The sequence below is a fragment of the Burkholderia anthinoferrum genome (assembly GCF_002925705.1).
Classification (GTDB): Bacteria; Pseudomonadota; Gammaproteobacteria; order Burkholderiales; family Burkholderiaceae; genus Burkholderia; species Burkholderia semiarida.
Genome location: NZ_LFZP01000071.1, coordinates 47,819 through 66,767, shown reverse-complemented (window position 1 = coordinate 66,767; position 18,949 = coordinate 47,819). Strand labels below are relative to the sequence as shown.

General features: G+C 68.6%; 18 protein-coding genes. 10 read left to right on the top strand and 8 right to left on the bottom strand.

Annotation, left to right across the window (positions count from 1 at the left end; all coding sequences use genetic code 11):
* Window positions 1-71: 71 nt before the first annotated feature.
* Window positions 72-1,196 carry an MBL fold metallo-hydrolase gene (locus C5F75_RS35115; protein ID WP_104013459.1) on the bottom strand — a complete coding sequence of 375 codons (1,125 nt, stop codon included), beginning with the start codon at window positions 1,194-1,196 and terminating at the stop codon, window positions 72-74.
* Between the two features lie 83 nt (window positions 1,197-1,279).
* On the opposite strand from C5F75_RS35115, the gene C5F75_RS35110 reads away from it, so the two are divergent.
* On the top strand, window positions 1,280-1,933 hold the full coding sequence (locus tag C5F75_RS35110; RefSeq protein ID WP_060310037.1) for a TetR/AcrR family transcriptional regulator: 654 nt from the start codon (window positions 1,280-1,282) through the stop codon (window positions 1,931-1,933).
* A 189-nt stretch (window positions 1,934-2,122) separates the two neighbouring features.
* Window positions 2,123-2,614: a flavodoxin family protein gene (locus C5F75_RS35105; protein WP_104013458.1), complete on the top strand. Its 492-nt coding sequence runs from the start codon at window positions 2,123-2,125 to the stop codon at window positions 2,612-2,614.
* A gap of 108 nt (window positions 2,615-2,722) precedes the next feature.
* Here C5F75_RS35105 and C5F75_RS35100 read toward each other — a convergent pair whose 3' ends face one another.
* Entirely contained in the window at window positions 2,723-3,307 is a 585-nt protein-coding gene (locus tag C5F75_RS35100) for a DUF2889 domain-containing protein (protein ID WP_104013457.1), read from the bottom strand.
* A gap of 622 nt (window positions 3,308-3,929) precedes the next feature.
* Here C5F75_RS35100 and C5F75_RS35095 point away from each other — a divergent pair.
* On the top strand, window positions 3,930-4,607 hold the full coding sequence (locus tag C5F75_RS35095; RefSeq protein WP_059641113.1) for a ProQ/FinO family protein: 678 nt from the start codon (window positions 3,930-3,932) through the stop codon (window positions 4,605-4,607).
* Between the two features lie 469 nt (window positions 4,608-5,076).
* Window positions 5,077-6,138, top strand: coding sequence for a DMT family transporter (locus tag C5F75_RS35090; protein ID WP_104013456.1), 1,062 nt, complete (start codon window positions 5,077-5,079; stop codon window positions 6,136-6,138).
* Between the two features lie 243 nt (window positions 6,139-6,381).
* Here C5F75_RS35090 and C5F75_RS35085 read toward each other — a convergent pair whose 3' ends face one another.
* The 6 genes from C5F75_RS35085 to C5F75_RS35060 form a co-directional block, all read right to left on the bottom strand.
* A complete protein-coding gene (locus C5F75_RS35085) occupies window positions 6,382-6,807 on the bottom strand; it encodes a TOBE domain-containing protein (RefSeq protein ID WP_059579522.1) in 426 nt (141 codons plus the stop codon).
* Window positions 6,808-6,991: 184 nt separating this feature from the next.
* Window positions 6,992-8,479, bottom strand: coding sequence for an efflux transporter outer membrane subunit (locus tag C5F75_RS35080; RefSeq protein WP_059579520.1), 1,488 nt, complete (start codon window positions 8,477-8,479; stop codon window positions 6,992-6,994).
* Window positions 8,476-9,426 (bottom strand): efflux RND transporter periplasmic adaptor subunit, encoded by a 951-nt coding sequence (locus C5F75_RS35075; RefSeq protein WP_059579517.1) that lies wholly within the window; start codon window positions 9,424-9,426, stop codon window positions 8,476-8,478. Before C5F75_RS35075 ends, C5F75_RS35080 begins: the two co-directional genes overlap by 4 nt.
* A 1-nt stretch (window position 9,427) precedes the next feature.
* The gene (locus C5F75_RS35070; RefSeq protein ID WP_006481008.1) at window positions 9,428-9,640 is read right to left on the bottom strand and encodes a DUF1656 domain-containing protein; all 213 of its coding nucleotides are present in this window, start codon (window positions 9,638-9,640) and stop codon (window positions 9,428-9,430) included.
* A gap of 34 nt (window positions 9,641-9,674) precedes the next feature.
* Complete coding sequence (locus tag C5F75_RS35065; protein ID WP_059579515.1) at window positions 9,675-11,798, bottom strand: FUSC family protein; 2,124 nt, start codon at window positions 11,796-11,798, stop codon at window positions 9,675-9,677.
* Window positions 11,795-12,274, bottom strand: coding sequence for a MarR family winged helix-turn-helix transcriptional regulator (locus C5F75_RS35060; protein WP_059579512.1), 480 nt, complete (start codon window positions 12,272-12,274; stop codon window positions 11,795-11,797). The genes C5F75_RS35065 and C5F75_RS35060 overlap by 4 nt, the downstream gene beginning before the upstream one ends.
* A gap of 415 nt (window positions 12,275-12,689) precedes the next feature.
* Here C5F75_RS35060 and ehuR point away from each other — a divergent pair, with 415 nt between their 5' ends.
* The 6 genes from ehuR to C5F75_RS35030 all read left to right on the top strand — a co-directional run bounded on the left by ehuR (window position 12,690) and on the right by C5F75_RS35030 (window position 18,920).
* Window positions 12,690-14,102, top strand: a complete 1,413-nt coding sequence (ehuR, locus tag C5F75_RS35055; protein ID WP_059579509.1) for a MocR-like ectoine utilization transcription factor EhuR — start codon at window positions 12,690-12,692, stop codon at window positions 14,100-14,102.
* 107 nt (window positions 14,103-14,209) lie between these two features.
* Window positions 14,210-15,181 carry a hydroxyectoine utilization dehydratase EutB gene (gene eutB, locus C5F75_RS35050; protein ID WP_059579506.1) on the top strand — a complete coding sequence of 324 codons (972 nt, stop codon included), beginning with the start codon at window positions 14,210-14,212 and terminating at the stop codon, window positions 15,179-15,181.
* 1 nt (window position 15,182) lies between these two features.
* The gene (locus C5F75_RS35045) at window positions 15,183-16,187 is read left to right on the top strand and encodes a cyclodeaminase (RefSeq protein WP_104013455.1); all 1,005 of its coding nucleotides are present in this window, start codon (window positions 15,183-15,185) and stop codon (window positions 16,185-16,187) included.
* A 10-nt stretch (window positions 16,188-16,197) separates the two neighbouring features.
* The gene (doeA, locus tag C5F75_RS35040) at window positions 16,198-17,406 is read left to right on the top strand and encodes an ectoine hydrolase DoeA (protein WP_059579502.1); all 1,209 of its coding nucleotides are present in this window, start codon (window positions 16,198-16,200) and stop codon (window positions 17,404-17,406) included.
* Between the two features lie 4 nt (window positions 17,407-17,410).
* Entirely contained in the window at window positions 17,411-18,436 is a 1,026-nt protein-coding gene (gene doeB / locus C5F75_RS35035) for a N(2)-acetyl-L-2,4-diaminobutanoate deacetylase DoeB (protein ID WP_059579499.1), read from the top strand.
* A gap of 13 nt (window positions 18,437-18,449) precedes the next feature.
* Complete coding sequence (locus C5F75_RS35030; protein WP_059579495.1) at window positions 18,450-18,920, top strand: Lrp/AsnC family transcriptional regulator; 471 nt, start codon at window positions 18,450-18,452, stop codon at window positions 18,918-18,920.
* Window positions 18,921-18,949 lie beyond the last annotated feature (29 nt).

Here is an 18,949-nt window from a genome sequence, read left to right as displayed (position 1 = left end):
GAGTGCACCGCCCGGAATCGCGGATAGGTCCGACGGCCCGCTTCCGGAAGGCACGTGCCGGGACTGGCGAACTACTTCGTCGCCTCCGATGCGCAAAGCTGCCAGCGTCGCGATTTCGCCGCCGGCGCTGCCGCGCGCTCGTCGACCGTGCGCCACCAGCGTTCGCCACGATGCGGGGCATCGAGATCGACGCGTTCGCCCATCCTCGGTGTCGACAGCTCGATGCCGCGCACGAGCGCCAGCGCCGTGACGCGCTCGAACGGTTCCTGCCAGCGATGCATCGCGAGGTCGAACGTGCCGTTGTGGATCGGGATCAGCCAGCGTCCGCGCAAATCGATGTGCGCCTGCACGGTTTCTTCCGGTTGCATGTGCACGTACGGCCATTGCGCATCATAGGCGCCCGTTTCGATCAGCGTGACGTCGAACGGCCCCAGGCGCTCGCCGATCTCGCGGAAGCCGTCGAAATAGCCGGTATCGCCGCTGAAGAACAGGCGCAGATCGTCGTCGACGATCACCCACGACGCCCACAGCGTACTGTTGCCGTCGAACAGGCTGCGCCCGGAGAAGTGCTGGGCGGGGGCCGCCGTCAGCGTCAGGCCCGCTACGTCGATGCTTTGCCACCAGTCGAGCTGGCGGACCTTGGTCGCGTCGATACCCCATTCGATCAGCCGATCGCCGACACCGAGCGTCGTCACGAACACGCCGGTGGTTGCGGCCAGCGCGAGCACCGTGTCGCGGTCGAGGTGATCGTAGTGATCGTGCGACAGGACCACGCCGCGCAGCGGCGGAAGATCTTCCAGCGCGATCGGCGGCGCATGAAAGCGCTTGGGGCCGATGCGCCGGAACGGCGATGCGCGCTCCGCAAACACCGGATCGGTCAGCCAGAATTCGCCGCGCAGCTTCAGCAACAGCGTCGAATGGCCGAGGCGGTACAGGCTGCGATCGGGCGCCGCGTCGAGTTCCGCGCGGGTGAGCGAATCGACGGGCAGCGCGCCGGCGGGCACGGTATGGCGCGGCTTGTTGACCAGCATGTTCCACGCGATCCCCAGCGTCTTGCCCAATCCTTCGGCAGGGCGCGGTGCGACATTGGCAAAGCGCTCGCCATTGTGCTGCGGCGAACCGCCGGACAGCGTCCGGCCACGCCGGGCGGCCGCGAAACCCAGCACGCGGTGAATCAAAACGAGAGGCGATGCCATGTCGGTTCATCCGGAGAATAAAGTACACCGAGCAGTGTAGTTTATTTTCGAGATAAGTAAACTGCCCGGTGTAAAATTTCCGCATGGATACCAGTACTCCCCCCCAGCGTCTGACCGACCGCAAGCGCGCGGCGATCGTCGATGCGGCAATCGAGGAATTTCTTGCGGCCGGCTACGATGCGACGAGCATGGATCGCATCGCTGCACGCGCGGGCGTGTCGAAACGCACCGTCTACAACCACTTTCCGGGCAAGGAGACGCTGTTCGCTGCAATCCTGAACAAGCTGTGGGATGCGACTCGGACCGGCAAGTCGCCGACCTATCGCGCCGACGTGCCGTTGCGCGCGCAACTGCTTGCGCTGCTCGACCGCAAATTGCGATTGATGAACGACGAGGCCTTTCTCGCGCTCGCGCGCGTCGCGATCGGCGCGGCCATCCATTCGCCGGAACGGGCCCGCGACATGGTCGAACGCCTCGGCGAGCGTGAGGAAGACGTCACGGTGTGGGTGCGGGCGGCGGCTGCGGCCGGCCGTCTGGCGGTGACCGATCCGGTGTTCGCCGCGCATCAGTTGCATGGCGCCGTGAAGGCGTTCGCGTTCTGGCCGCAGATCACGATGGGGCAGCCGCCGCTGACGGCGCACGAGCAACAGAAAGTCGCGGAGTCGGCTGCCGACATGTTCCTCGCGTACTACGCGCGACCGGACGACGGCGCCGTGTCGCGTCGCACGCAAGACTGAACGCGCATCCGAAAGCATCCGCAGGCGCGGTCAAATCGACATCGTGGTCGATGCACGCGCCGACGGGGCGTCGGCCGACCCGCCGATCCGGGCAACCGACGCAACATGGCGCCCGCATGTGACGGCCGCGCGGCCGGCCAAAACAGCGATATCGTCGACGCATCCGAAGCCGAACGTGAGCATCTATCCATGAAGACGCTGTTGATCGTCTATCACACGATGACCGGGGGCACGCAGCAGATGGCCGAAGCGGCTGCCGATGCGGCTCGCGCGCAGCCTGGTGTCGACGTCAGGTTGCAGCGCGCGGACGCGACGAACGCAGACGACGTGCTGGCCGCCGACGCGTACCTGTTCGCGACGCCCGAGAATCTTGCGGCGATGTCCGGGCTGATGAAGGACTTTTTCGATCGCTGCTATTACGGGGCGCTCGATCGCGTGAATGGCCGTCCGTATGCGGCGATGATCTGCGCCGGAAGCGATGGGCAGAACGCATTGCGCCAGATCGACCGGATCGCGACCGGGTGGCGGCTGAAGAGCGTCGCGCCCGGCCTGATCGTCTGCACGCATGCGCAGACGCCGGAGCGTATTCTCGCGACGAAGACGATCGGCGTCGACGAGCTTGCGCGCTGCGCCGAACTGGGTGCGGGGCTTGCCGCGGGGCTCGCGCTGGGGGTTTTCTGACGACGGATGCGGCGGTGCCGATTTGCCGAATCGGCACAGGGCGGATCTGCGGCTGTTCGCGCAATACCGATTCCGCAAACAACACCGAATCGGCCGAATGCCAAGGCTTCAACTGTCCTTTGCGGTTGCCGCGGATCGATGGTATTCGGGCCAAAGACGTTTCACGAGGTCGCGCGACGCGCCGTATGCGTAGCAACTGTCGATCTTGAGCGGCTTTCCTTCGCTGTCACGGTAATCGAGCGACGAGCGCCGCATGCCGACCATCGTCTGATAGGCGGTCGTGGCGATCGGGCCGAGCAATTCCTTCAGGTGCGTGCACGTGTCGCAGGACGGCAGGCGCTTGCGCACCTCGCTGTTCCAGCCGGCGCCGATGTTCAACCCGACGAGCGCCTGCAGCGAGTCGCCACCGCCCGGACACTGCGCATACGGATGCGAACGGATGAACGTCGATACGGCGCGCACGACCATGTCGATGTCGAAGACCAGTGTCACGCCCAGATCATGGAGCGGCGTCAGCGCCGCGACGGTCCGTGCGCCGCCGGGCGGCGTGAAATCGCTGGTCTTGCGGTCGGCGAGGCACGCCGTCACTTCGAACAGGCCATCGCTGCGTCGATACCCGCGCATGTCGATCTGCCGATGGTGAATCTCCTCGCGCGTGATGCCGTCGTGCGGCGTGTCGTCTTGGGAAACCATGCATTCGCTCCATCTCGTGTCACCGGGCCTTTTCGCAGGCAACGGGATTGCGCCCGGCCGATCGGGCGCGCGGTGAAAAGCACGCACGCCCTGCCGCCAACGAAGTTGCCTTGGCCATACTACGCACTTTCCGATCTCTTCGTCCGCGCCACGATCGATGCGGACGCAACGAGTCGTACAGCGATGCCGGCGCAAACGAGGCGCGGGCGTGCGACGCGATGTCCGAAGGCGACGCAACGCGCCGCGGTTCGATATCCGTCACGCGGAACACCGTTCATCGCATGTCGCCCCGGCCCCGATTTCCGGTAGTGGCCTCTAATGGCGTGACATCCGGAAACGTATCCATATAATGCGCAACACGACCGCGCGGACGCATTTCCGGCACCCTGGATCGGGCAAATGCGGACCGGCGAGTCAGCCGGCTGTCCCGCGTACCGGTATACTTCCACTCCTGCCTTGTCCGGCATCGAGGCCGGGTGCCTGAAAGCAGAGTGACGTGCGCGATGCGGCCCCGTAGTGTTCCGCACCGGCGGCAGACGGGCCGCACGCATGGCGGCGAAGCTTGCAAGCCGCGCGGCAGGGCCGCACGAACCACACCTTATATTCCTGGTGGATTGAATTTATGGGTTTTGAACAACTTGCCGAATTGCGGGCGCAGCTCGCAGCGAAGGCCAAGCAGGAGCGCAACGCGAAGCGGCCGGCAGCGCCGACGGACGCCGGCGCGAAGCCGAAGTCCGGCGACCGGCCGTCTCGCGGCGCCAAGCCGGGCGCCGCCGCCCAGGCGCAGCATCGGGCGAAGCCTGCTTCGGCGAAGCCGTCGGCCCCGGTCGATCCGGTCATCGTCGCAATCGGCAAACTGCAGCGGAAGTTTCCGCGCGCATTCCCGAAGAATCCGGCCCCCAAAGTACCGCTCAAGGTCGGCATCTGGGACGATCTCGCACGCGAGGCGCAGGCCATCGGTCTCAACGAAGCCGAACTGCGCGAAGCGATGTCGACGTGGTGCCGCGGCAACCGCTACTGGTCGTGCCTTGTCGAGGACGCGGTGCGCGTCGACCTGCAGGGCAACGAAGCCGGGCGCGTGACGCACGACGACGCGGCGCGCGCGCGCCGGCTGAAGGCTCGCCGTCCGGGCAAGGGCGCGGCACAATCGGCCAAGGGTGCGCCGCAGCAGCCGAAGGCCGAGCAGCAGGCCGAGGGCGCTGCCGCGCCGCAGCCGGCGCAAGCCGAAGTGGAAGCGGAAGCGAAGGTGCAGAACGACGCCGCGCCGCAGGTCGAACAGCAAACGGCCAGCAACGACTAATCGGCATCGCGCCGCGGCTCGTTGCACCGCACATGCCAACATGCCCGTCGCATGCGGCGCATGACACGACAGACCGGCCTGCCTGGACCGAGGCAGGCCGGGACTCCCTCCACCGGCGTCCGATCTGCCGGTACGCATCCCTCTCTCGTTGAACGAGCCACACGACCGGACAACGAACGTCGCCGCATGCGCGATGCTCCGCCTTTTTCATATCCCCGCGTAGACGGTTTGCATAGCCGAGCAAATTGCAGCTTCAGTCATATATTTCGGTTTCCGAATTGATAGACGGGAAACGTCGATTTCCGTGCGTGCGATCCCATCCGGCCGTCGTGACATGATGGCGCGCGATAATTGCGATTGGATCGTCCGTTTACGGCCGCTCGGCGCGTGCATGCGGCTTGCATCCCGAAAGATAGCCGATGCCGGCTGATGCCAAGCTGGGCTCTTCAACGTCAATTCAAACCGGATCATGAACCCGAGACATTCCGCGATTTTCGTCGCGCTCGCCGCCGCCACGCTGTTCGGCGCCGCGACACCGCTCGCCAAGGCGCTGATCGGCGCGATGTCACCGTTCATGGTCGCAGGCCTCTTCTATCTGGGCAGTGGCGTCGGGCTCGGCATCGGGATCCTGTTGCGCGGCTGGTACGGCCGTCGCGCGCCAACCGCGGATGCCGCACCGCTGCAGCGCGCGGACCTGCGTTGGCTGGCCGGCGCGATCGCGGCGGGCGGCGTGGCCGGCCCGGCTTTGCTGATGCTCGGGCTGTCGACCACGCCGGCGGCGACGAGCGCGTTGCTGCTCAATCTCGAAGGCGTGCTGACGGCTGTGATCGCGTGGGTCGTGTTCCGCGAGAACGTGGATACGCAGGTGTTCGTCGGCATGGTGGCGATCGTCGCCGGCGGCGCGCTGTTGTCGTGGACACCGGGCCGCGCCGGTGTGCCGGTCGGTGCGCTGCTGATCGTCGGCGCATGCCTGTGCTGGGCGATCGACAACAACCTGACCCGCAAGGTGGCCGCGAACGACGCGATGGTGATCGCGTGCCTGAAAGGGCTGATCGCGGGGCCGGTGAACATCGGCATCGCGCTGGCGACCGGCGCGACGCTGCCCGCGATACCGGTCACGGCGGCGGCGATGCTGACGGGGCTCGGCGGCTACGGGATCAGCCTCGTGCTGTTCGTCGTCGCGCTGCGTCATCTCGGCAGCGCGCGCACCGGCGCGTACTTTTCGATCGCACCGCTGTTCGGGGTCGTGCTGTCGCTGCTGATCTGGCCGGCACTGCCGCCCGCGACGTTCTGGATCGCGGCCGCGCTGATGGCGCTCGGCATCTGGCTGCATGTGCGCGAACGGCACGAACACACGCATGCGCACGAGCGGCTCGAGCATACGCATCGGCATCGGCACGACGACCATCACCAACACACGCACGACTTCCCGTATGACGGCGACGAACCGCACACGCATCCGCACGTGCATCTGCCGATCGCGCACAGCCACGCGCATTTTCCGGACATTCATCACCGGCATCGGCATTGACCGCGTCGTGAGCGACGCGCGCCGGGGGGCGCAAGGTGACCGTTTATGGGAAGCGCGGAAAGCCGGTCATTGGTCGGCCATGGCGGTTGCCGGCATGTTGCAGAAGCATGCGCCGGCATGCGCGTGCCGCGAGCCGCGCGCGGCCGGATCAGGTTGGAAGCGCGGAACGCGCGCCGGCAACCCGCCCGCGGTTTGACGGGCATGCGCGGCGCACAATGAATCGCCATCGCGATCGTCACGCGATCACTCGACGCCGACGATCACGCTCGATGCCTTGAAGATCGCGGATGCGGCGGCGCCGCTCGCGAGGCCGAGACGATCGACGCTGTCGTTGGTGACGATCGCGATGATCTCCGCGCCGCTCGTGACCTTGATCACGACCTCCGAATTGACCGCGCCCTTCGCGACCGACGCGACGGTGCCCGCGACGCAGTTGCGGGCCGACACCTTGCTGCTGTCGACGCCGACCATCACGATGACCGACGACGCCTTGACGAGTGCGAACGCGTTCGTGCCGACCGCGAGGCCCAGCGACGCCGCGCTGCCGTGGGTGATCACGGCGACGATCTCGAGGCCGTCCTGCGTGCGCAGCGTGATTTCGTCGTTGACGGCGCCGGGTTTGACGGCGCTGATCTGGCCGGCGAACTGGTTGCGGGCGCTGGTTCGCATGATGACTCTCCGGGTGGGTGCCGCGGCCGGGCCGGCAGCGGCGGCAGATGAATGGAAGTGCATCGGCGAGTGTACCGTCAACGCGGGGCGCGGCGCGCTGCGGATGCCACGGCGCGAACCGGCGAAAACTCGCGGCCACCGCGTGTACCGTCATACCTGCGTGACGGGGCCGACGGCGCTGGCGCTACGGCGCTGACGGGCCGCTCGCAGGTGTCGCGGCGCGGGAGCCGGTGCCTGTCGCGCCGTCGCTCTCCCAACCTCCGCCGAGCGCGAGGAAGAGCCGCACCTGGTCGGCCGCGACCTGACCTTCGGCCGCCGCGACCTGCGCCCGCACGCTCGTCAACGTGCGCGTCGCGTCGAGATCGGAGATGAACGACTCGCGGCCCGCCGCATAGAGACGATGGGTTTCGTCGGCGGAATTGCGGGCCGATTCGTACGCTGTGCGCAGCGCATCGGTGCGCTGCACGTCGGCCGCGTAGGTCGCGAGGCTCGACTGCGTTTCGCGCAGCGCATTCAGCACGACGCCGTCGAAGTGCGCGAGCGCGCCACCCGTCGCGGCTTCGGCTTCGCGCACGCGCGCACGCTGGCCGTTGACGGGGAACGACCAGCTGATCAGCGGTCCGAACGACCAGCGATTCGTGGTGGATGAAAACAGGTCGGCGGCGACGCCGACGGAGCCGGCCGATGCACCGATGCTGACCGACGGGTACAGCGCGGCGGTCGCCACGCCGATCCGGGCGGTCGCGGCGGCGAGTTGCCGCTCGGCTTCGCGTACGTCGGGGCGGCGGCGCAGCAACGCGGCGCCGTCGCCGATCGGAATCGGCTGACGCAGCTTCGGCAGGCGCTCGCATTCGGTGACGGCTTTCGGCAGGTCGGCCGGCGCGCGCGCGAGCAGCGCGGCGAGCTGGTACTGCGCGATCTTGCGGCGGCCTTCGAAGCGCGGGATGTCGGCGGCGAGCGTGCGTACCTGCGTCACGCCGCGCGTCACGTCGGTCTGGTTGCCGCGTCCTGCATCTCGCAGCCGCTGCGACAGCGCGACGCGTTGCTGCTGCAGCGCGAGCGACCGCTTCGCGATCGCCAGTTCGTCGCCGGCCGAGCATGCTTCGACGTAGGCGCGCACGACGTCGGCCACGACCGTGATGCGCGCGAGGTCGCCGGCCGCCTTGACGGCCTCGCTGTCCGCGCGCGCGGCTTCGACACCGCGCCGCAGCTTGCCGAACAGGTCGAGCTCGTACGACACGTTGATGCCGACCATACCTTCGTTGACGACCGGCAGCTTGTTTTCGAGCAGGTACTGCTCGGCCGATTCCTGCGCGCGCTGCACGGCCGCTTCCGCCCCGCCCGAGAATCCGCCCTGTTCATTCGCGGCCACCAGGGCCGCGCGCGAGCGCGCGAGGTTCGCGGCGGCGACGCGCAGGTCGGTGTTCGACTTCAGCGCATCGCGCACGAGCCCGTCGAGCACCGGGTCGTCGTACAGTTGCCACCAGTTGCCGGGCACCGCGTCGCGCGACACCAGCGCGCCGTTCGCGTCGTCGAGCGCGTGATTCGCGAGCGGCGCATTGACGTACGCCTGCTGCGGCAGCGTGTAGTCGGGGCCGACCGACTTGCATGCACTGAGTGCAAGCGCCAGGGGCGCGAGCGTCGCCGCGACGCGCAGGGCATGCCGCTTCATTGCGATGCTCCCGCCGCGCCGGATGCCGCGGGCGCCGTGCCGGCACCGGCCGTCGGCTTCGCGTCGGCGTTGCGGCGCGCGTCGGCGCCGCGCATCGATACGGTCGCGGTGCGGCCCGCGATCATCCGGAAATCGTCCGGCACCTCGTCGAGCACGACGCGCACCGGCACGCGCTGCGCGAGCCGCACCCAGCTGAATGCCGGGTTCACGTTCGGCAGCAGGTTCGCGCCCTGCGTGCGGTCGCGATCCTCGATCGCGGCGACGATGCTCTGCACGTGGCCGCGCAGCGCATGCGGCTCGCCCATCACGATGATGTCGACCGGCTGGCCGATATGGATGCCGCGCAGCTTGGTTTCCTCGAAGTAGCCGTCGACGCGGAACGAATGGCGATCGACGACCGACAGCACCGCGCGGCCGGCCGGCACGTATTCGCCGACGCGCGGCGCGCGGTCGTTCAGGTAGCCGTCCACGGGACTGACGATCGTCGTGCGCTGCAGGTTCAGCTTCGCGGTGTCGAGCGACACCTGCGCATCGGCGACGCCGGCTTCGCCCTGCTCGACGCGCGTGCGGCTTTCCTCGACCTGTTCGCTCGCGACCAGGTTGCCGAGCTGCAGGTTGCGCGCGTATTCGCGCTTCGCCTGCGCCAGCGTCGCGCGGCGCTGCGCGAGTGTCGCTTCGGCGAGCCGCTCCGCGAGCGCGTAGCGCGCCTGGTCGATCACGAACAGCACCTGGCCGCGCTTGACCTCCTGGTTGTCGGCAACCTGCACCGACGTGATGAGACCGGACACGTCCGGCGCGACCTGGATCACGTCGGCGCGCACGTGCCCGTCGCGCGTCCACGGCGAGAACATGTAGTAGTTGATGATGCGCCACAGCACGAGGCCGGCCACGACGACGACGATCAGGGTGAGCAGGACTTGCCCTGCCGAGAGCCAGGATTTTTTCACGTTAGGTAGCCACGAGTTGGTGGGACACGATCACGACGGCGGCCAGCACGAACACGTAGATGCCGAGGTCGAAGATCGAACGGTGCCAGACGAGGCGGTAGAAGCCGACGCGCTCGAGCACCGCGCGCACGACGATGTTGATCAGGTAGGCGATCAGCATCAGCACGAGCGGGGCCGGCACGAACACGCCGAAGATATCGATTTCGCCGATCATGATCGCGCTCGGAAGGACAGGGTGGAAAGCCGGTTCATGCGTGCGCTCCGTCCGGCGCCTGCGGCGGTTGTGCGGTCGCGGCCGGATACAGCGACAGGCGCAGCCCGACGAGCGCGTGCAGCGTGTCGCGCAGCCGGCGGTGCGCGGCTGGTACGGCGGGCGAGGCGGCGCCGTCGCCCGGCGCGGCGCCCGGCAGGGTGCTGCCGGCCACACGCCGCAGCGCGTCGTCGATCGTCGCGAGCAGCGCGGGCGGCACGGGCTGGCGCGCGTTCGCGGCCGCGCAGCGCGCGTAGTGATCGGTGACGCCGGCCAGCACGCGATCGATCGCGTCGGGTACGTCGCCCGACAGCCGGCGGCGCGAGCGGCGCAGGTCGAGCGCGTTCAGCGCGATGCGCAGGTCGCGGAAGCTTTCGATCGACGGGTGGCGGTGATCGTCGGACGCGCCGAGGCGCGGCAGCAGTTGCGTGACGCGATCGAGCATCCGCGACGCGTGGTTGCGCTGGTCGTCGAGCGGCTGCGTCGACGCGGAGCGCGCGACGTCCTCCCAGCCCGAGCGCAGCAGGCGCCGCACCGCGAGTTCCGCGCCGAACGGGCGCGTCGCGCGCGTCCACACGTACGCGAACAGCAGCCCGGCGACGCCCGCGAGGTTGCTGTTCAGGAACACGAAGAAATCGGCTTCGTACGCGCTCTGGATGCTGATGAAGGTAGCCGTGTTCACGGCGACGAGCATCGTCACCATGTTGAACTGCGGGCGTGGCAGCAGCGTGCCGATCAGGATGAACGGGCCCGCGAACATCAGCACGAGCATCGCGAAATCGTGCACGTGCGGCAGCACGACGAACAGGTACAGGCCGGCGAACACGACGCTCGCGGCGGTCGACAGGAAGAACTTGAACACCAGCGGCGCCGGCTCGTCGAGCGCGGCGAAGAAACTGCACGACACGGCCACGAGCGTGACGGCGGCTGCGCCGTCGTGCCAGCCGGACGAGATCCACAGCCAGCACGCGAACACGATCGCGAACACGACGGTCAGCGTCGAGAACAGCATCATCCCGCGATCGAAGAAGCGCTCGGTGCCGCCGAGCCGCCAGTGCCGGTAGCGCGGCTGCCACACGCCCGACTCGTTCGCGATCAGCGCACGCAGCGAGCGGCAGTCCTGCCAGATGTCGATGACCTGGCGCAGCCGCCACAGCGCATTCGACAGCAGCGCGCCGTCCCAGCTCGCCAGCGCGCTGGCGGGCGGCTGCAGCGCGGCGATGCGCGCGCGCAGGTCGTCCGCGACCGGATCGTGCGCCATGTCGCCGTCGGTGCCGGTCTTCACGGCCGGCAGCGGCGCGTCGAACCACTTCGCGGCGTCGGCCAGCAGCGCGTCGAGCGCGGGCGGGCGCACGTGCAGGTCGCGCATCAGCGCGACCAGCGGATCGGCGAGCGACGACATCAGCGGCAGGAACAACTGCATCCGGCCCGCGAGCGCCTGCGCCCGCGCGAGCAGGCGCGGATGCGCATGGTCGTAGCCCAGCTGGCTCAGCAGGAACTCGAGGCCGGTTATGGTCGCGGCGAGCCGCTGCCGGCACGCGGACAGCGCCTTGCCGGCCAGATGCCCGGACAGCGTTTCGCGGCCGTAGAACGCGGCGTCCTTGAACCACGCGTCGGTGCGCTCGATCAGCGTCGGCGCGAGCCGGTTCGGAAACACGGTGCTGCCGACCACGCTCGCGCAGACGATGCCGAGCACGATTTCCTCGGTGCGCGCGATCGCGACGTCGAATATCGTGGACGGGTCGGTGACGGTCGGCAGCGCGACCAGCGGCATCGTATAGCCGGCGAGCATGAAGACGTAGCTGCGCGCGGTGCGATCGGAGATCGCCAGGTACAGCAGCGTGCCGCACCAGGTCGCGACGATGATGCTGAACAGGAGCGGCGTCTCGACGAACGGCGGCACGAAGAAGATCGCGGCGGCCGCGCCGAGCGCGGTGCCGAGCGCGCGGTACAGCGCTTTCGAGCGCGTCGCGCCGACGAATGGGTTCGACACGATGTACACGCTCGCCATCGCCCAGTACGGGCGCGGCAACTGGAAATACAGGCCGAGGTACAGCGCCAGCATCGATGCGGCGAACGTCTTGCCCGAGAACAGCCAGTCGCGGAGGCTCGGATAGGTCATGACGCGGAATCGGCGGAGTGGGACGGGGGCGAAGCCCCAGGGGGCGCGTCGGCTGCGTTGAATGCGTTCAGTACGCGCAGCGTGGCTTCGAGATCGGCGCGCGACACGCCTTTGAGCACCTGTGCACGCAGCGCGCGCAGGTCTTCCTCCATCTTCGCGGTGACTGCGCGGCCGGCGGCCGTCAGCGAGATCGTCTTCGCGCGGCGGTCGTGCGGATCCTCGTCGCGGCGCGCGAGGCCGGCCGCGCACAGCTGGTCGAGCAGGCGCACGAGCGACGGCCCTTCGATGCCGACGTGTTCGGCGAGCGTACCTTGCCGCACGCCTTCGCCGAGGCGCCCGGCGATCAGGAGCGGCGTCGCGCAGGCCTCGGACACGTTGTACGCGGTCAGCACGCCGTCGCTGGTGCGGCGCCACTTGCGCGCGGTGAGCACGAGCAGGCTGCTGACGGCGAGGCGGAGATCGTGCAGATTGGTCATGGGCGAGATGATAGGGGCAAAAAGATTCGATAGCAAACTATCGTATTTGCCAACCGGATGACACATCGCAGGCGGCACGGCCGGCCTACCTGAAGCAATCCAGGCGGCGTGCCGGCCGTGGTCAAGCAAGGCTGGCGACCGCGAACCCGCATGTCCGGCGCGGCGACCATATCGAATAGTCGGAACGAGAACTGTCCGGCAACACGAAGTACGCCCGCGCGTGCCGCATTCCGCGCCGCCGCCCCGACATTCGTCCGATCAATTGAAGAGCCGGGCGCGTACGCATGCCGGGCACGCCGCTTGCGCGGCCCGTTTCGACCCGCAACGTCCTGCTTTCGCGCGCGATTGCACTAGGACAATATTTTCAGGGTGTCTTTCTGAGCGACCATGCGGAAGCCATGACGGAGACATCGAGATGGGACGGACCGAGGTATCGGCAGGCTGGCGCGACGCGATCGGCGCCGTGCACGGCATCGAGTCGAAATACAAGCGGCTCGTGAAGGCGATCGCCGGCGACATCGAGACCGGCGCGCTCGCGCCGGGCGCACGGCTCGCGCCGCAGCGCGACGTCGCGTCGAGCCTCGGCGTCAGCGTGCAGACCGTCACCAACGCGTACAAGGAGCTGGAGCGCCAGGGGCTGATCCGCTGCGAGGTCGGCCGCGGCAGCTTCGTGGCCGCGCGCGTGACCGAATCGATGTCGAACTACATCCTCGATACGACCGAGCGCGAACTGGTCGACTTCTCGATCGCCCGCATCGTCCACACGCCGGAGCACGATGCCGCGTGGCGCAGCGTGTGCGCGGCGCTGGCGGGCGCCGACGATCAGCCGTGGATCCGGTCGTTCCGGCCGATCGCCGGCCTCGATGCGCATCGCGACGCCGGCGCCGCGTGGCTCGCGTCGCTGAACATGCCCGTGCACCGCGAATCGCTGCTGGTTACGAACGGCGCGGCGCACGGGATCTTTCTCGCGCTCGCGTCGATCGTCGGGCCGGGCGATACCGTGTTGTGCGAGAGCCTGACCGATCACGGCGTGATCGGCTCCGCGAACGTGCTCGGCTTTACGCTGAAAGGGCTCGAGATGGACGAGCACGGCATCCGTCCCGAACATTTCGAGGAGATGTGCGACGGCGAGCGGATCAGCGCGCTCGTCTGCACGCCGACCCTCAATAACCCGACCGTGTCGATGATGACCGAGTCGCGGCGGCGGTCGATCGCGCGCATCGCGACGCGCTACGGCGTGTACGTGATCGAGGACGACGTGTATGGTCCGCTGCCCGAGAAGACGGCCACGCCGATCGCCAGCCTGATTCCGGAGCTCGGCTTCTACTGCACGAGCATGACGAAATCGGTGCTGACGGGCTTACGCACCGGCTATCTCGCGATGCCGCGGCGGCTCGCGTTGCGCGTCGAGAGCGTGCTGCGCGTGAGCAGCTGGATGGCGACGTCGCCGATCGCGGAAATCGCGACGCGCTGGATCGCCGACGGCACCGCGCGGCGGCTCGTCGAACTGCAGCGCCAGCGGCTCGCCGTGCGTCAGGCGATGGTGAGGGCCGCGCTGGGGCCGTATGTGCTGGGCGCGCATCCCAATGCGGTTTCGGCATGGCTGCGCGTGCCCGACTACTGGCAGGCCGAGCGGATCGTGCGCGAATTGCGCACGCGCAAGATCGCGGTGACGTCGCCCGATCCGTTTCTGGTTGGCGGCACGGAGCGGCCGAACGCGGTGCGCGTGTGCATCGGCGCCGAAACCACCGATGCCGCGTGCAACGCTGCGCTCGAGACGATCGCGGGCGTGTTCGAGCAGTATCCGCACCTGAACGATTTCCACTGAACCGGCGGCGGCGCCGCAACGTCGCGCGCAATGTATCAGGACATTCGAAAGCGCGATTTGGAACATTAGACTGGATCGCATCACATTCGTCGCGAGGCGTGCGTTCCATGTCCTTCCTGTCGCTGTCCGACGTCTACCGCGCGCGCCGCCGCCTCGCCGGGCGCGCAGATGGTACGCCGCTCGTTGCATCCGCCGCGCTGTCCGCGCGCGTTGGCGCACCGGTCTACCTGAAGCTCGAAACGCTGCAGCCGACCGGCAGCTTCAAGCTGCGCGGCGCGACCAACGTGCTCGCGGAACTCGCGGCGCAGCGCGTGACGCGCGTGGTCACCGCGTCGACGGGCAATCACGGTCGCGCGCTCGCGTACGCGGCGCGCGCGCTCGGCATCGACGCGGCCGTCTGCATGTCGTCGCTCGTGCCGGCCAACAAGGTCGATGCGGTCGCGGCGCTCGGCGCGCGCGTGGTGATCGTCGGCGACAGCCAGGACGACGCGCAGGCCGAAGCAAGGCGCCTGGTATGCGACGAAGGCTATGCGTACGTGCCGCCGTTCGACGATCCGCGCATCATCGCGGGCCAGGCGACGATCGGCGTCGAGATTCTCGAGGCGCTGCCCGATACGGCGACGCTCGTCGTGCCGCTGTCGGGCGGCGGCCTGTTCAGCGGGGTCGCGTTTGCCGCGAAGGCGATCCGGCCGGCGGTCGAGGCGATCGGCGTATCGATGGCGCGCGGCGCCGCGATGCATGCGAGCCTCGCGGCCGGCCGCCCGGTCGACGTCGCCGAGCAGCCGACGCTGGCCGATTCGCTCGGCGGCGGCATCGGCCTCGACAACCGCTACACGTTCGACATGACGCGCGCGCTGGCCGACGACGTCGTGCTGCTCGACGAGCCGTCGATCGCGCGCGGCATCGCGCATGCGTATCGGGAAGAACGGCTCGTCGTCGAAGGCGCCGGCGCGGTCGGCCTCGCCGCGTTGCTGGATGAACGGATCGCGCGCCGCGATCGCGGCGGCCCGATCGTGGTCGTCGTGAGCGGCGCGAACATCGACATGGCCGCGCATCGCCGGCTCGTTTCGGAGAACTGACATGACCCGTCCCGTCACGTTGCTCGGCCAGGCGCAACTGCGCGCGCTGGTGCCGCTCGATCTGGCCGCGATTGACCAGATCGAGGCCGCGTTCGCGTCGCTGGCGACCGACGCCGTCGTGATGCCGCCGATCCTGAATCTCCCGCTGCCGGAGCGCCATGCCGAAGTGGACGTCAAGACCGCTTACCTGCCACGCTTCGACAGCTTCGCGATCAAGGTCAGCCCCGGCTTCTTCGACAACCCGTCGCTCGGGCTGCCGAGCCTGAACGGGTTGATGCTCGTGCTGTCCGCGCGCACCGGCCTGACCGAGGCCGTGCTGCTCGACAACGGCTACCTGACGGCCGTGCGCACCGCGGCGGCCGGCGCCGTGGCCGCGCGCCGGCTCGCGCGCGCCGATGCGCGCCGCGCGGCGATCGTCGGCGCGGGCGAGCAGGCCCGGCTGCAGCTCGACGCGCTGATGCTCGTGCGCGACATCACGCATGTGACGGTGTGGGCGCGCGATGCCGAGCGTGCCACGCGATTCGCGGCCGACGTGCGCGCCGCATACGGGATCGACGCGATCGTCGCGCGCTCGGTGCACGCGGCGCTCGCCGACGCCGACATCGCGGTGACGACCACGCCGAGCCGCGCGCCGCTCGTGCACGCGGAGGATCTGCATCCCGGGCTGCACGTGACGGCGATGGGTTCGGACGCCGACTACAAGACCGAACTCGCGCCGTCGGTGTTCGGCGCCGCGCACTACTTCTGCGACCGGTTGCAGCAGACCCGCGTGGCCGGCGAACTCGCGCATGCGATCGCGGCCGGCGTGGTGCCGGCCGATGCCATGTTCCCCGAACTCGGCGAAGTGATCGCCGGCCGCCGCGACGGCCGCACGCATCGCGACGACATCACGATCTGCGATCTGACCGGCACCGGCGCGCAGGACACCGCCATTGCCGTGCTTGCGCTGCAACGCGCCCGCGCGGCGGAAGTCGGCACGATTTTCCACAACGACCTCACGACCTGAGAGGAGACAGATGGCCGCAGTCATCGAAACCTACGAAGCCGCGCCGCGTCTCGCGTTCGATCGCAGCGAATACGCTGCGCGGATCGCGAAGACGCGCGCGGCGATGGAGCGGGCCGGCATCGACCTGCTGATCGTCACCGACCCGACCAACATGGGCTGGCTCACCGGCTATGACGGCTGGTCGTTCTACGTGCACCAATGCGTGCTCCTGGCGCTGGACGGCGAACCCGTGTGGTTCGGCCGCGGCCAGGACGCGAACGGCGCGAAGCGCACCGCGTTCATGGCGCACGAAAACATCGTCGGGTATCCCGATCATTACGTGCAGTCGACGGCCCGTCATCCGATGGACTACCTGTCCGCCGAAGTGATCGCTGCGCGCGGCTGGAGCACGCTGCGCATCGGCGTCGAGCTCGACAACTACTACTTCAGCGCGGCGGCGTACGCGTCGCTGCAGCGGCATCTGCCGGCCGCGCGCTGGGTCGATGCGACCGCGCTCGTGAACTGGCAGCGCGCGGTGAAGTCGCCGCGCGAGATCGAGTACATGCGCGTGGCCGCGCGCATCGTCGAGCGGATGCACGCGCACATCGTCGAGACGATCGAGCCCGGCATGAAGAAAAGCGACCTGGTCGCGCAGATCTATGCGACCGGCATCGGCGGCGCGGAGGGCTTCGGCGGCGACTATCCGGCGATCGTGCCGCTGCTGCCGACCGGCGCGGATGCCGCCGCGCCGCACCTGACGTGGGACGATTCGACGTTCGCGCGCGGTGCCGGCACGTTCTTCGAGATCGCCGGTTGCTACCGCCGCTATCACTGCCCGCTGTCGCGCACGGTCTACCTCGGCAAGCCGCCCGCGCACTTCATCGAAGGCGAGCGCGCGGTGGTCGAAGGGATCGAGGCCGGGCTCGCGGCCGCGAAGCCGGGCAACGTGTGCGAGGACGTCGCGAATGCGTTCTTCGCGGTGCTGCGCCGTGCGGGCATCGAGAAGGACAGCCGCTGCGGCTATCCGATCGGCGCGAGCTATCCGCCCGACTGGGGCGAGCGCACGATGAGCCTGCGTCCGGGCGACCGGACGGTGCTCGAACCCGGCATGACGTTCCATTTCATGCCGGGGCTGTGGCTCGACGACTGGGGGCTGGAGATCACGGAAAGCATCTTGATCACCGAGACCGGCGTCGAGACGTTCTGCAACGTGCCGCGCAAGCTGTTCGTGAAGGAGTAGGGCGATGCGTGCTTCCCCGATTACGCCGACCGTCGATTTCGACGCGGACGGCGAACAGCACGGCTTCCTGAAGCTGCCTTACTCGCGCGACGATTCCGCGTGGGGCGCGATCATGATTCCGGTGACCGTCGTGAAGCGCGGCGACGGGCCGACGGTGTTGCTGACCGGCGGCAATCACGGCGACGAATACGAGGGGCCGGTCGCGCTGTCGAAGCTGGCCGGCTCGCTGAAGGCGGCCGACGTGACCGGCCGCGTGATCGTCGTGCCGTTCATGAACTACCCGGCGTTTCGCGCCGGTTGCCGCACGTCGCCGATCGATGCGGGCAACCTGAACCGCAGCTTCCCCGGCCGGCCGGACGGCACCGCGACCGAGAAGATCGCCGATTACTTTCAGCGTCACCTGCTGCCGCTCGCGACGCACGTGCTCGACATTCACGCGGGCGGCCGCACGCTCGACTTCGTGCCGTTCGCGGCGATTCACGTGCTGGCGGACCGCGATCAGGAAGCGCGGTGCGAGCGCGCGATGCGCGCGTTCGGCGCGCCGTATTCGATGCGCATGCTGGAACTCGACAGCGTCGGCCTCTACGACAGCGCGGCCGAGGAGGCCGGCAAGGTATTCGTGTCGACCGAGCTGGGCGGCGGCGGCACGTCGACGGCAGCGAGCGTCGCGATCGCCGAGCGCGGCGTGTATGGGTTCCTCGCGCATGCGGGCGTGATCGCGAAGGACGTGATCGACGGCAACGCGCCGCGTACGACGACGCTGCTCGACATGCCGGACGGTTCGTGCTTCACGACGAGCGAGCATCGCGGGCTGCTCGAGATGTGCCGCGATCTCGGCACCGAGGTCGACGCCGGCGACGTGCTCGCGCGCGTGCACGACATCGATCGCACGGGCGTCACGCCGATCGAATACGTCGCACGGCGGCGCGGGCTGCTCGCGGCCCGGCACTTCCCCGGCATCGTGCAGCCCGGCGACACGATCGCGGTGGTGGCCGACATCGTCGAGCGCAACATTCCGGTGGCCGTATGAGGACGCGCACGACGTGATCAAGCTCGACCGATACGACCTCGCGATCCTGCGCCTGCTCGAGCGCGACGGGCGCATCACGAAGTCGAAACTCGCGGAAGCCGTGAACCTGTCGATTTCGCCGGCATGGGAGCGCGTGCGCAAGCTCGAGGAAAGCGGCGTGATCCGCGGCTATCGCGCGGACGTCGACTGGATCGGCGCGTGCTCCGGCAGCCGCATCGTCGTCGAGGTCACGCTGTCGCGGCATACCGCGCCCGACATGCGACGCTTCGAGGATCGCGTGGCCGCGGCGCCCGAGGTCGCGCAGTGCTACGCGACCGGCGGCGGCGTGGACTACGTGCTGCACGTGGTCGCGCGCGACATCGACCATTACCAGCGCTTCATCGATGCGTTGCTGATGGAAGATCTTGGCATCGAGCGCTACTTCACGTACATCGTGACGAAGGTCGTGAAGTGCACCTCCGGCGGCGTGCCGGACTGGTTGTGAAAGTTCGCGCCGGCGCGCGGCAATACGGA